The sequence below is a fragment of the Bradyrhizobium sp. 35 genome, assembly GCF_023073215.1.
GTDB classification, from domain to species: domain Bacteria; phylum Pseudomonadota; class Alphaproteobacteria; order Rhizobiales; family Xanthobacteraceae; genus Bradyrhizobium; species Bradyrhizobium canariense_D.
On sequence record NZ_JADPJC010000160.1, the window covers coordinates 76303 to 89817 of the forward strand.

The window sequence follows — 13515 nt, forward strand, 5'->3', positions numbered from 1 at the left end:
GGCGTGCGCCCTTACGCCAGGCAGCGGAACAGCAGCGCCGGATCGCGCTCGGGATCGATACGCAACCTGATCCCGCCCCATTCGATGCGGGCCTGTTCGCCGGTGAGGAGGTTTTCGAGTGCCGACACATGGTGTCGCTGCCCGCCGGCGTCAACCGTGACGTCGCCGAGCGGCAACCAGAATTCGCGCACGTGGCACGAGAGCGCAACCACGGCCACGACGATGTTGGCCGGGTCGGTCGCTTCCTTGACGAAGGCGATCGTCTCGCCGTCTTCGATGCCGAGGAAGCGCAGGTTCGCCGTCTGCTGAAGCGCAGCATTCTCGTTGCGGATGCGATTGATCTCCGTGATGTAGGCCTTGATGTGGCCGGGCTTGTTCCAGTCGCGCTGCTTGATCTGGTATTTCTCGGAGTTGAGATATTCCTCGCGGCCGGGGATCGCGTCGTGCTCCAGCAGCTCGAACCCGCTGTAGACGCCGTAATTGCCGGACAGCGTCGCCGCCAGCGCGACGCGCGATTTGAACGCCCATGTCTCGCCGCCCTGGAGATGATAGGGCAAAAGATCGGGCGTATTCACGAACAGGTTCGGCCGATAGAAGTCACGTTCGGGATAGCGCGTCAGCTCGCCGAGATATTGCTCCAGCTCCCACTTCGCCGTGCGCCAGGGGAAATAGCTGAACGATTGCGCAAAGCCGAGCTTGGCGAGGCCCTTCATCAGCTTCGGGCGCGCGAACGTCTTGGAAAACAGGATCACCTCGGGATGCCGGCGGCGGATGTCACGGATCAGCCACTCCCAGAAGGCGAGCGGCGCGGTGTCGTGATTGTCGATGGCGAAGATGGTGACGCCGTGGTCGATCCAGAACAGCATGGCGTCGCGAAACGCGTTCCACAGTCCAGCCCGGTCGACGGACGCGAAATCGGGGATGACGATATCGGAATAGGGCCCGTCAGCCGTCCGCACCGACCGATCCGGGCGCCATTTGAACCATTCCGGATGCTGCGTCAGCCACGGGTGGTCCGGCGAGCATTGCACGGCGAAGTCGAGCGCGAGTTCGAGGCCGTATTCCAGGCAGGTCGCGACCAGCGCGCGAAAATCCTCGATCGTGCCGAGTTCGGGGTGCAGCGCGTCGTGCCCGCCCTCGATGGCGCCGATCGCATAAGGCGAGCCGGGATCGCCGTCGCCCGCCACCGGCATGTTGTTGCGGCCCTTGCGCCGGGTGCGGCCAATGGGATGGATCGGCGTGAAGTACAGCACGTCAAAGCCCATCGCGGCGATGTCGGGCACGCGCGCGATGCAGTCGCGAAGCGTGCCATGCTGTCCTGGCACCACGCTCTGGCTGCGCGGCATCATCTGATACCAGGCGCCGAAGCGTGCCTTGTCGCGGTCGACGAACAGTGGGAATAGCGCCGAGCGCGTGAGATCAGGCCGCAACTGGCTCTCGGCCATGGCTGCGCCGAGCTCGGTTGCTAGCAGCGGGGCAACGTCGCCGGTCTGAAGATAGTCCTCGCATCGCCTGACGATGACGGCGGCGGCGTCCTGCTGCGCGCCATGCGCCTTGGTCAAAAGGCCGGCGCCCTCGATCGCATCGAGCGTGACGTCGGCACCGGAGCGCTGCTTGCGCGCGACCGCGTGCGACCAGGTGGCGAATTCGTCGGTCCAGGCTTCGATCGCATAGACATATTTGCCGGGCTCGACGGGTGTGAACGCGCCGAACCAGCGGTCATTGCCGTGAGGGATCATCGGCTCGCTCTGCCATTCGCGGTCCTGCTCCTGTCGCCAGATCAGCGCTGCGCCGATCACGGCGTCGCCGTCCCGGTAGATGTCGGCCCAGACCTCGACCGGTTCGCGCGCGATCCGCTTCACGGGGAAGCGCCCGCCGTCGATCAGGGGATAGACGTCCTCGATGAGGAAAGTGCTGCCGGCTGCGGCACTCTCGACAGTTTGAATTGTCTTGTTCACGGTGATGCCATTGACAAGAAAGCAGGAGCCCGTTTCCCTTGCCGGGAACCTACGCTTGATACCACTATAGAAAGCCGCTTGTGTGTCATTGGTTCCCTGGGGAACGGCAGGCGCGGCTCGCGAGTTAACCCTGACTAACTTCTTCCGCGACCTCGTTAAAATCGATGCCCCCGGCCACAAAATGGCCTGCAAGCTGCGTGCCGAATGGATCTTTTAGCTCAAGCCCGGATCAAGGGCGTTCAATCCGAATTCGTCGATGCCCTCGGAAAGCTGCGGGTCACCGATCCCGTGGCCCTCAAATCCATCCTCGACGCCTTGCCGGAAAAGCGGGTTTACCGCTTCGTCAGCGGGCCTGTGGTGGTACGCGCCTTGGGCCATCCGCGCACCGAATTGGTGACGATCGGTGCGCCGCCGCTCAAATGGAAGATGACCGGCAACGGCAATTTGATCGCGCAAGGTGAGACGCGCGAGCCCGTGATTGCCTGGCCGGCCGGCCTGCCGCTCGGCTATCACCGGCTGACGCTGACGGATGCCGGAGGCGTGACGGAAGAGGTGCCGATGATCGTGGCGCCGGAGCGGGCCTTCGGCGGCGATTTCGACCGGGGCTGGCTGCTTGCCGTGCAGCTCTACAGCGTCCGCTCGGACCGCAATTGGGGCATCGGCGATTTCACCGACCTCGCCGGTCTGGTCCGGCTCGCGAAGCAGTTGGGCGCCGACGGCGTCGGGCTCAATCCCCTGCATGTGTTGTTCGATGACCATCCGGCCGATTGCAGCCCCTATTCGCCGAACAGCCGGCTGTTTCTGAATCCGCTCTATATCGACGTCGAGGCGATCCCGGAATTTTCCCCCGACCTCGTCCCCGATGCGGCCGCGACCGCCGCGCGGCTCCGCGACGGTGATCGTGTGCCCTATCCGGACATGGCGGCCTTGAAATGGTTGGCCTTGCGTGCCGCCTTCGACAGCTTCGTGAAAACCGCGAGCGGCGTCCGCCGCAACCAGTTCGACGCCTTCCGGGCGGCTCGCGCGCCGCTGTTGTCCCGTTTTGCCTGCTTCGAGGTGCTACGCCATCGCTTTGCGGCGCCGTGGTGGGAATGGCCGCAGGAATGGCAACAGCCGGATGAGACGAAATGCGCCGAGCTGCGCAACGGCCCGGACAAGCACGAGGTCGAGTTCGTCGAATTCGTGCAATGGACCGCCGATAGCCAGTTGCATGCGGCCAAGGAGCTGGCCGGCCAGCTCGGCATGCGGGTCGGGCTCTATCTTGACGTTGCCGTCGGCGTGCAGTCGAACGGCTTCGATGCTTGGAACGAACAGGGGGCGATCTCCCGTCATCTCGCCGTCGGCGCGCCGCCGGACGTGCTCAATACCATTGGCCAGGATTGGGGCTTGGCCGGCTTCAATGCCGGCGGCCTGGAGGCGCAATCCTTCGTGCCATTCGCCGATATGCTCGCGGCTTCGATGCGCCATTCCGGAGCCATCCGTCTCGATCACGTGCTCGGCTTGAAGCGGCTTTATCTGGTGCCGCGCGGCTTCAAGCCCGACAACGGCGCCTATGTGCAGATGCCGTTCGAGGCGCTGCTGGCGACCGTGGCGCGGGAGAGCGCGGCCCATAAGTGCATTGTGATCGGCGAGGACCTCGGCACGGTGCCGGAAGGTTTTCGCGAGACCATGCAGGATTTCGGCATCTGGTCCTACCTCGTCATGATGTTCGAGCGCGACGATGCCGGTCACTTCCGGCCCGTCGATCACTACCGGCCCAACGCGCTGGTGACGTTGAACACGCATGATCTGTCGACCTATGCCGGCTGGCGCTCTTTCAGCGATCTCAGGATGAAGCGCTCGCTCGGGCTCGATCCGGGCGAGAACGATCAGGCCCGCTGGGATGCGCTCGGCCTGCTCGACGAGATCCTGCGTGCCAACGGCATCCGTGCCAATGATGTCTATTCGGTGCTCGCCTTCCTGTCGCGCACGCCGTCGCGGCTGCTTGCGGTGTCGCTGGAGGATCTGCTCGGCGTGATCGACCAGCCCAACATTCCCGGTACGATTGACGAGCATCCGAACTGGCGCCAGCGCCTGCCTGTGACGCTCGACAAGATCGTTTCGAAGGTCGATGTCGCAGCCTTGAAGGCCGCGACACGGGAACGCTCGTTACCCGGCGGGCGTTGATCGCCGGGGTCTCCGGACGTCGTTTTCGAGGCTCGCACGACATTGTCTCAGAGGATTGAAGATTATGCGCTGATCGGCGACTGCGAGACCGCGGCGCTGGTCGGCCGCAACGGCTCGATCGACTGGCTGTGCTGGCCGGCCTTCGATTCCGACGCCTGTTTTGCAGCGCTCCTCGGCACGCACAAGAACGGCCGCTGGCTGATCGCGCCGGACGAGGGCGTCACCGCCACGTCGCGCCGCTATCTCGGCGACACCCTCGTCCTCGAAACGCGCTTTGAGACTGACGGCGGCACCGTTGCGCTGATCGACTTCATGCCGCCGCGCGGCAAGGCCTCCGACATCGTGCGGCTGGTCCGCGGTGTCAGCGGCACGGTGAAGATGCGGATGGAACTCGTCATCCGCTTCGGCTTCGGCGTCGACATCCCTTGGGTGCGGCGGATCGATCATTCCCTGCTGGCGGTCGCCGGGCAGGACATGACTGTGCTGCGGACACCGGCCAAGACCCGAGGCGAGGATCTGACCACGGTTTCCGATTTCGAGGTGAAGGCCGGCGAGACCGTGCCGTTCGTGCTGACCTACGGCCCCTCGCATCTCGAGCCGCCCGCGCCAATCGATCCGGAGGTCGCACTCAAGGAGACCGAGAAATTCTGGCAGGACTGGTGCAGCCACTGCAATCGCGATGGCGACTATCGCGACCTGATCGTGCGCTCGCTGATCACACTCAAGGCGCTGACCTTCGCTCCGACCGGCGGCATCGTCGCGGCGCCGACCACCTCGTTGCCGGAGAAGCTCGGCGGCGCCAGGAATTGGGACTACCGCTTCTGCTGGCTGCGCGATGCCACCTTCACGCTGCTGGCGCTGATGAACTCGGGTTACACCGAGGAAGCCTCGGCCTGGCACAATTGGCTGTTGCGTGCGGCGGCAGGCTCACCGGCGAACATGCAGATCATGTACGGCATCTGGGGCCAGCGGCGGCTGCTGGAATGGGAGGCCGGTTGGCTCGATGGCTACGAGGGCGCACAGCCGGTGCGCGTCGGCAATGCCGCGCATGCGCAGCTCCAGCTCGACGTCTACGGCGAACTGATCGACGCCTTCCACCAATCGCGGATGGCCAAGCTCAAGCTCGACGACGAGAGCTGGGCGCTGGAATGCGCCGTGCTCAAGCATCTCGCCGAAGTCTGGGACCAGCCCGATCACGGCATCTGGGAGCGGCGCGGACAGCCGAAGCACTATGTCTTCTCCAAGGTGATGACCTGGGTCGCCTTCGACCGCGGCATCAAGAGCGCCGAGACCTTCGGCTTCAAGGCGCCGCTGCTGCACTGGCGCACCTTGCGCGACGCCATTCATCGCGACGTCTGCAACCGGGGCTTCGACGCGGAGGAGAATGCCTTCGTGGAGTCCTACGGCTCGAAGCTGCTCGATGCCAGCGTGCTGCTGCTGCCGTCCGTTGGCTTCCTGGAAGCGTCGGATCCGCGCATTCGCGGCACCATCGCGGCGATGGAAAAGCACATGATGCCTGACGGCTTTGTGCTGCGGCACGATCCGCGCGAAGTGTCCGAGGAGAAGCAGCCGATCGAGGGCGCCTTCCTCGCCTGCAGCCTGTGGCTGGCCGATGCCCATGTACTGGCGGGCGATCTCGACAAGGCGCAAGCCTTGTTCGATCGCGTGGTCGGTGTCGCGAATGATGTGGGACTGCTGGCCGAGGAATATGATTCAGGCGCCAGGCGTCAGACCGGCAATTTCCCGCAGGCGCTGACTCATATCGCGCTGGTCAACACCGCGCATAACCTGTCGGCCGCAAGGCAGGGCAGCAAGAAGCCTGCAATGCAGCGGTCGAAGCAGTGACCTAGGCGACCTCGTTCCGCTTCAAAATCATCTCCATCGCTTCCGCAAAACCGTCGTGCTCGTTGGTCGCGGTGACGTGGGTGGCCTGGTCCTTGACGTTGTCGGCCGCATTGCCCATTGCGATCGAAACGCCGCTGACGCGAAACATCGCGAGGTCGTTCTGCATGTCGCCGATGGTGGCGACCGCGTCCGTTGAAATGCCGAGGCGCTTGGCCATGGCTTGCACGAATGTGCCCTTGTCGAAGCCGGGCGGGGTGATGTCGAGGTAATAGGTCTGCGAGCGCACCGCCATCGCCTCGCTGCCGAGCGCCTTCTGCATCGCCTTCTCGCAAGCTTCGAGGCCGGCTGCATCGGCGCTGGCCCCGACGATCTTGCAGGCGCTCGCGAGATACGGCGAGAAATCCGTCACGATGGTCGGGTCGGAGCGGATGGTGTGCTGCTCATGTGCCACGTATTGGCCATCAGGCTTGTCGATCAGCCATTTGTCGGTGGTGAACAGCCAGATGTCGGCGCCGAAGTCCCGCAGAATTTGCAAGCTTCGCTCGGCCGCCGCGGCGGGGATGAGATGCTGTTCGACCGGATTCATCTCGGGGTCGACGATCGAGGAGCCGTTGAACGGGCCGACCGGCAGCCAGAGCGCCAGCGGTTCGATCAGGAAACGCATGCCGATCGCGGGGCGGCTCGACGTAATCGTGAAGCCGATGCCGGCCTGGTGCAGACGCTGAACCGCGGACCTCGCGCGGTCGGTCAGCGTCTTGTCCTTGGTCAGCAGCGTACCGTCGACGTCGGAGACGACGAGCGAGATTTTTGTCATGACGGTCCCTTGGGTGTTTCTTGGGTGTTTGGCCTCAGCGTTTCGCGCCGCCCAGTTTCAACTGCCGCACCGCGCCGTCTACGATCGCTTCCACGGATTCGTCGATCGAGACTGTGATCACGTGCTCGCCAGCCTCCGGCGGCTCCAGCGTGTTGAACTGGCTCGTCAGCAGGCCGGGCGGCATGAAGTGCCCCTTACGTTGCGCCAGGCGTGCGGCGATCAGCTCCTTCGTGCCCCTCAGGAAGATGAAGCGGACGTCGTCGCGTCCGCGCAGGAGCACGTCCCGATAAGTATGCTTCAGCGCCGAGCAGGCGATGATGACGTGCTCGCCCTTGTCACAGACCCTCGCGATCTCGTCGGCAATGGCGTTGAGCCAGGGCCAGCGGTCCTCGTCGGTGAGGGGATGGCCGGCCCGCATCTTCTCGACATTGCTGGCGGGATGAAAGCTGTCGCCGTCCTCGAAACGCCAGCCGAGGCGCTCGCCGAGCGCTTTTGCAACCGTGCTCTTGCCCGAGCCCGACACGCCCATCACGATCAATGCACAAGGTGCTTCAACGCCGGCCACGAATTCCCTCCGGAAGCGCGGCCCGGTCGACCAGCCAGACGGTCTCGCCATTCGAGCGCGCGCGTACAGCCGGCAGAGTCTCGCCATTGAGCAGGCGCGTCAAGATCGGCTGCTTGTCGTGCCCCGCTATCTCGAACAGCATTTCGCGGCAGGACGCCAGTGCGGGCAGGGTGAGCGAGACCCGCGGCACTAAGGGGGCAACATTGGCCTTGGGGACGCCGACCACCCAGCGTCCCGTCTCCTCGATCGCGGGGTAGCCCGGGAAGAGCGAAGCCGTGTGGCCGTCCGGCCCCGCGCCCATCAAGACCATGTCGAACAGCGGCCGTGCCGGATCCAGGCTTTCCGCGCCGTAGAAAGACTGCAGCTCGCGCGCATAGGCCTCGGCGCTCTGATCAGGGTCGTCAGCCGTCGTCGGGATCGGGTGAACATGGCCGGAGGGCGCGTTGCGATCGAGAAAGGTCGCGCGCGCGACCGCCATGTTGTTGAGGGGATCGCTTTCGGGCACGAAGCGCTCGTCACCGATGAACCAGTGCACGCGCTCCCACGGGATTTTTTCGCGCCAGGCCTCGCTGCCCAGCAGCTGGTAGAGCCTCTTCGGGCTGGAGCCGCCGGTCAGGCAGATCGCAATGCGCCCGGGATTGGCCGCGATTTGCGCCATCACCCGTTCGGCCGCGCCTCGCGCGAGAGCCTCGGCGTCGGCCTCGACGATCAGCTTCGGCTGTCTCGCCGCCGTCACGAAAACTTACGCCAGCTTCGGCCGTCGCGGCGGAGCAATTCATCGGCGCAGGCGGGGCCGTCGCTGCCGGCTTGATAGGTTTCGATGCCGTTGCTGCCCGCGTTCTTCCAGGCGTCAAGGAACGGCTGCACCGCCTCCCATCCGGCTTCGATGCCGTCGGCGCGCTGGAACAGGATGTTGTCGCCGATCATGCAGTCGTAGATCAGCGTCTCGTAGCCGGTCGAGGGATCGGCCCGGAAATAGTCGCCATAGCGGAACTTCATCTCGACGCCGTCGATGGTGACGCTCGGCCCCGGGATCTTGGCGTTGAACTGGAGCTCGATGGTCTCGGTGGGTGCGATGCCGATCGTGAGGAAGTTTTGGGAGAGGCGATCGACAGCGGTGCCTGAGAACATCGACAACGGTGCCTGCTTGAACTTGATCGCCACCTCGGTGCGCTTGTGGCCGAGCGCCTTGCCGGTCCGCAAATAGAACGGCACGCCGGCCCAGCGCCAATTGTCGATCATCAGCTTCAGCGCGACATAGGTCTCGGTAGTGCTGCCGGGTTTGACATCCTCGGTCTTGCGATAGTCCGGGATCTCATCGTCGCCGATGCGCCCTGCGAGATATTGGGCGCGCACCGAGCTCTTCAGCGCTTCCTCTTCGCTCGGGCGCTGAATCGAGGTCAGAATCTCGGCCTTCTCTGAGCGCACCGAATGGGCGTCGAAACGCGCCGGCGGCTCCATCGCGACTAGCGACATCAGCTGGAACAGGTGGTTCGGCACCATGTCGCGCAGCGCGCCGGTGGCATCGTAGAAGCCGCCGCGATGGCCGACGCCGAGCTTTTCCTCCACCGTGATCTGGATGTGGTCGATATGGTTGCGATTCCAGATCGGCTCGAACATGCCGTTGGCAAAGCGCAGCACCAGGATGTTCTGCACCGTCTCCTTGCCGAGATAGTGATCGATCCGGTAGATCTGGTGCTCGTCCATGATCTTCAGCAGCTCGCCATTCAGCGCGCGCGCCGAGGCGAGGTCGGTGCCGAACGGCTTTTCGATCACCAGGCGCCGCCACGCCCCGTTCTCCTTCATCATGCCGGTGCGGCCGAGCTCGCGCGCGGTCGGCGCGAACGCAGCCGGCGGGGTCGCGAGGTAGAACAGCCGGTTGCCGCCGGTATCCTGCGCGCATTCCAGGGAATCCAGATGCTCGCGCAGGCGATCAAAGGATGGCGGATCCTTTGCGTCGGCTTCGACGAAGGTCACGCATTCCAGCAGCTTCTTGGCAATGTCGTCGTCCACCGGCCGGGTCGCGAACTGGCGCAAGCCCTTCAATAGGCTGTCGCGCAGCTCGTTGTCCGACTGGCCCCGGCGGGCGACGCCGACCACGCAGAACTTTTCGGGTAACAGATGCTCGGCCGCCAGATTGTAGAGCGATGGCATCACCAGCCGATGGGTGAGGTCGCCGGTGACACCAAAGATGACGAAGGCGCAATTTTCCGGCTTGCGCTTGGCTTGCGGGTCTTTTGTCACGAACTATTGGCCTTCGTTCTGCTAATTGCTATTTCGGCTTCGAAGCAGTCGGCTGCTTCGGCTCCTTGTGGCCGCCAAAACCGGCTCGCATCGCTGAGAGAATTTTCTCGGCGAAAGTGTGTTCCTTGCGGGAACGGAAACGTGCGAACAGCGCCGCGGTCAGGACTTCGGCCGGCACGGCCTCGTCGATCGCCGCGTTCACGGTCCAGCGTCCTTCGCCGGAATCCTCCACGAAACCCGAATACTCCGCCAGTGCAGGGCTATCCGCGAGCGCGGTCGAGGTAAGGTCGAGCAGCCAGGACGGGATCACGCTGCCACGCCGCCACACCTCGGCGATATCGGCGAGATCGAAATCGTAACGATGATCCGCCGGCAAGGCCTCGATGTTGGCGTTCTTGAGGATGTCAAAACCTTCGGCGTAGGCCTGCATCAGGCCGTATTCGATACCGTTGTGGATCATCTTGACGAAATGACCGGCGCCGACGGGGCCGGCATGGATGTAGCCCTGCTCGATGCGGGGATCGCGCCCCTCACGTCCCTCCGTGCGCGGAATGTCGCCGGCGCCGGGCGCGAGCGCGGCGAAGATCGGATCGAGCCGATCGACCACCTGTTTCTCGCCGCCGATCATCATGCAATAGCCGCGGTCGAGGCCCCAGACGCCGCCGGAGGTGCCGACGTCGACATAGTGGATGCCGCGCTCCTTCAGCGCCTTGCCGCGGCGGACGTCGTCCTGCCAGAACGTGTTGCCGCCGTCGATGATGACGTCGCCGTCCTGCATCGCAGCCGCGATCGTGTCGATCGTGGTCTCGGTGATGTGGCCGGCCGGCAGCATCACCCAAGCCGTGCGCGGCCGCTCCAGTTTCGCAATGAACTCTTCGAGCGTCGCCGAGCCTGTCGCGCCGTCTGCGGCAAGGCCCGCGACGGCCTTGGCGTCCTTGTCATAGACCACGGTCGAATGTCCCTGGCGCATCAGGCGGCGAACGATATTGCCGCCCATCCGGCCGAGGCCGATCATGCCGAGTTGCATTTGAGGAATTCCCTTAGTTCAGTGCGTCGTTAAGCGCCGCATTGAGCGTCGCGAGACCCTTCTTGAGCCCGCCCTTCAAGTGGACCCGCAGCGCGCGCCGGCCGCGCTCGGTAAGCACGTCGAAGTCGCCGCGTGCCTGCGCGGCCTTGATCACGCCGAAGCTGGCCTTCTGGCCCGGCACCGGCAGGTCCCTGGCATCGTCGGCGGTGATCTGGAGGAACACACCGGTGTCGGGGCCGCCCTTGTAGGCCTGTCCTGTCGAGTGCAGGAAGCGGGGGCCGAACTCGGCGCAGGTCGCAACGTGTCGTTTCTCGCGCACCTCGAGCCGCATGGTCTGGAGCGCGTCGATCGTCGCCTTGTCGCGCGCGATGTAGCCGAGCAGGGCGACATAATCGCCATGGTTGGAGCGCGACAGATGCGCCTTCAGCCACGAGGTGAGGTCGCCGTTGGCGCCGGCGGCGCGCAGGGCTGCGGCATTGGTCTCGTCGGTGTAGAGATCGGCCTCGGTGGTGCTGACCACCGGCTGCTCGGCCGGCAGCGCGCCGGTCTTTTCGAACGAGGCGGTGAGCTCTCGGGTCTTGATCTTGGCCGCTTCCACGTCCGGCTGGTCGAACGGGTTGATGCCGAGGATGCTGCCCGCGACCGCCGTTGCCATCTCGAAGCGGAAAAACTCCTGGCCGAGATGGTCGATCGACTTCATCACGATGCGCACGACGGGATGGCCGGCCGCTTCGATCGCAGCAAGCTGCGAGTCATGGGCGGCGTCCGCTTCGCCCTCGATACGGATGTCGATGAAGAGCCGGTCATTGCCGTAGACCGCCGGCTCGCCCAGCGGCTCGCCGTCGATCGGGATCAGGCCCTTGCCGTCCTTGCCGGTCGATTCCGCGATGAGCTGCTCGGCCCAGGCGCCGAAATCGGCAATCTTCTTCGACGACAGGATCGTCACCTTGTCGCGGCCTTCGAGCGCTGCATGGCCCATGGCAAGGCCGAGCTGCACGCCGGGGTTCTCGGCCGGCGGCACGTCCGGTCCGCAGGAGCGGGCCATCGCAAGCGCGTGCTTGATGAAGGTCTTGATATCGACGCCCGCGGTTGCCGCCGGCACCAGGCCGAACGGCGAGAGCACCGAGTAGCGTCCGCCGATGGAGGGCTCGCCGTGGAAGATGCGCGCATAGCTTAGCGTCTTCGCCGCCGTCTCCAGCGACGATCCGGGATCAGTGACCGCAATGAAGCGACGGCCGGTCTTGACCTTCGGTCCGACCGCCTGCGCGACGCGCTCGTGGAAATAATCCTTCATCGCATTCGGTTCGGTGGTGCCGCCGGACTTGCTGGAGACGATGAACACGGTGTTGGCGATGTCGATCCTGGCCTCCATTGCCCGCACCTGCGCCGGATCGGTGGAATCCAGCACGTGCAGCTTCGGGAACCCGGGCTTCTTGCCGAAGGTCTCGGCCAGCACCTCCGGCCCGAGGCTTGACCCGCCCATGCCGAGCACGACGGCGTCGGAGAATTTCTGGCCTTTCACGCGGCTGGCATAATCCTCATAATCGGCGACGTCGGCCTTGGCGGCGCTGTCGAGCCAGCCGAGCCATTTGTCCTCGTCGGTGCCGGTCCAGACCGATTTGTCCCGTTGCCACAGCCTGCGGATCTTTGCCGACGCGCGCCATTCCTCGGTGCTCTTGGCCACGGCCTTGCCGAGGCCGTCGCCGAGCGAGAGCAGCTGGCGGTCGATCGCAGGCCCGAGCACGGTGGCGCGCTTGTGGGCGACAGCGCCATAGAGCTTGTCGGCGGCGTCGGCGAACTGCTTGACGCCGTCCTTGACGAGTTCCTCGGTGATAGCATCGAGCGAGACGCCGGAGCGCTCCAGTTCTTCCAGCACGCGCCTGGCGTCGTCGACATTCTCTTCCAGGCTGTCCCGCGGCGTGCCGTGGTCGCGGAACGCATCCAGTGTCGCCGGCGGCACGGTGTTGATGGTGTCGGGACCGATCAATTCCTCGACATAGAGGACGTCGCTGTAGTCCTTGTTCTTGGTGCCGGTCGAGGCCCACAGCATGCGCTGCGGCTTGGCGCCCTTGGCCGCGAGCTTGTCCCAGCGCGGACCTGAGAACAGGCGCTTGTAATCCTGGTAGGCGACCTTCGCATTGGCGATCGCGACCTTGCCCTTCAGCGCGGCGAGCCGTTCCTTCTCACTCGGGTCGTTGGCGCGGGCGATCTTCTCGTCGAGCTGTTTGTCGACCACCGAGTCGATACGGCTGACGAAAAAGCTCGCCACGCTCGCCACGTGCAAGGGGTCGCCGCCGCCTGCGACGTATTTCTCCAGGCCGGCGATATAGGCCTCGGCAACCTGCAGATAGACGTCCCTGGAGAACAGCAGCGTGATGTTGATGCTGATGCCGTCGCCGATCAGGGTCTCGATCGCCGGCAGGCCCTCCGGCGTCGCCGGCACCTTCACCATCAGGTTCTTGCGGTTGACGTCCTTCCAGAGCCGCCGCGCCTCGGTGACCGTGCCGGCGGTGTCCATCGCCAGATAGGGCGAGACTTCCAGGCTGACATAGCCGTCGCCGCCCTTGAGGCGGTCATAGACCGGACGCAGCACGTCGGCGGCGTTCTGGATGTCCTCGACCGCGACGGCCTCGAACAGGTCGGCGACCGACTGATCGCCGCGCTTCAACGCCTTGCCGATCGGCGCGTCGTACTCGTCCGAGCTGCCAATCGCTTTCTCGAAGATCGAGGGGTTGGAGGTGACGCCCTTGACGCCGTCGGTATCGATCAGCCGCTTCAGGTCGCCCTTGGCGATGAAGCCGCGGGCCAGGAAGTCCAGCCAGACGGCTTGTCCGTGCTTTTCCAGTTCTTTGACGGGATTCATGATGCTAATTTATCTCCAAGCCTGCGGGCGAGG

General features: G+C 64.8%; 9 protein-coding genes. 2 read left to right on the plus strand and 7 right to left on the minus strand.

The window, feature by feature from the left end; genetic code table 11:
• Positions 1-11: 11 nt before the first annotated feature.
• Complete coding sequence (locus IVB36_RS36210; RefSeq protein ID WP_247394773.1) at positions 12-1958, minus strand: maltotransferase domain-containing protein; 1947 nt, start codon at positions 1956-1958, stop codon at positions 12-14.
• A 204-nt stretch (positions 1959-2162) separates the two neighbouring features.
• On the opposite strand from IVB36_RS36210, the gene malQ reads away from it, so the two are divergent.
• A complete protein-coding gene (gene malQ, locus IVB36_RS36215) occupies positions 2163-4124 on the plus strand; it encodes a 4-alpha-glucanotransferase (RefSeq protein ID WP_204512130.1) in 1962 nt (653 codons plus the stop codon).
• Between the two features lie 42 nt (positions 4125-4166).
• Positions 4167-5969, plus strand: a complete 1803-nt coding sequence (locus IVB36_RS36220) for a glycoside hydrolase family 15 protein (protein ID WP_247295025.1) — start codon at positions 4167-4169, stop codon at positions 5967-5969.
• A 1-nt stretch (position 5970) separates the two neighbouring features.
• Here IVB36_RS36220 and IVB36_RS36225 read toward each other — a convergent pair whose 3' ends face one another.
• From IVB36_RS36225 to IVB36_RS36250, 6 genes are read right to left on the minus strand one after another with little or no spacing between them, the layout of a single operon-like run.
• The gene (locus tag IVB36_RS36225; RefSeq protein ID WP_085351905.1) at positions 5971-6783 is read right to left on the minus strand and encodes an HAD family hydrolase; all 813 of its coding nucleotides are present in this window, start codon (positions 6781-6783) and stop codon (positions 5971-5973) included.
• A gap of 34 nt (positions 6784-6817) precedes the next feature.
• Entirely contained in the window at positions 6818-7348 is a 531-nt protein-coding gene (locus tag IVB36_RS36230; protein ID WP_026232661.1) for a gluconokinase, read from the minus strand.
• Positions 7335-8084, minus strand: coding sequence for a 6-phosphogluconolactonase (gene pgl, locus IVB36_RS36235; RefSeq protein WP_247394776.1), 750 nt, complete (start codon positions 8082-8084; stop codon positions 7335-7337). Before pgl ends, IVB36_RS36230 begins: the two co-directional genes overlap by 14 nt.
• On the minus strand, positions 8081-9592 hold the full coding sequence (gene zwf / locus IVB36_RS36240; RefSeq protein ID WP_018454061.1) for a glucose-6-phosphate dehydrogenase: 1512 nt from the start codon (positions 9590-9592) through the stop codon (positions 8081-8083). The genes pgl and zwf overlap by 4 nt, the downstream gene beginning before the upstream one ends.
• A 28-nt stretch (positions 9593-9620) precedes the next feature.
• A complete protein-coding gene (gene gnd / locus IVB36_RS36245) occupies positions 9621-10619 on the minus strand; it encodes a phosphogluconate dehydrogenase (NAD(+)-dependent, decarboxylating) (RefSeq protein ID WP_247295021.1) in 999 nt (332 codons plus the stop codon).
• Positions 10620-10632: 13 nt separating this feature from the next.
• On the minus strand, positions 10633-13482 hold the full coding sequence (locus tag IVB36_RS36250) for a bifunctional transaldolase/phosoglucose isomerase (RefSeq protein WP_247394777.1): 2850 nt from the start codon (positions 13480-13482) through the stop codon (positions 10633-10635).
• Positions 13483-13515 lie beyond the last annotated feature (33 nt).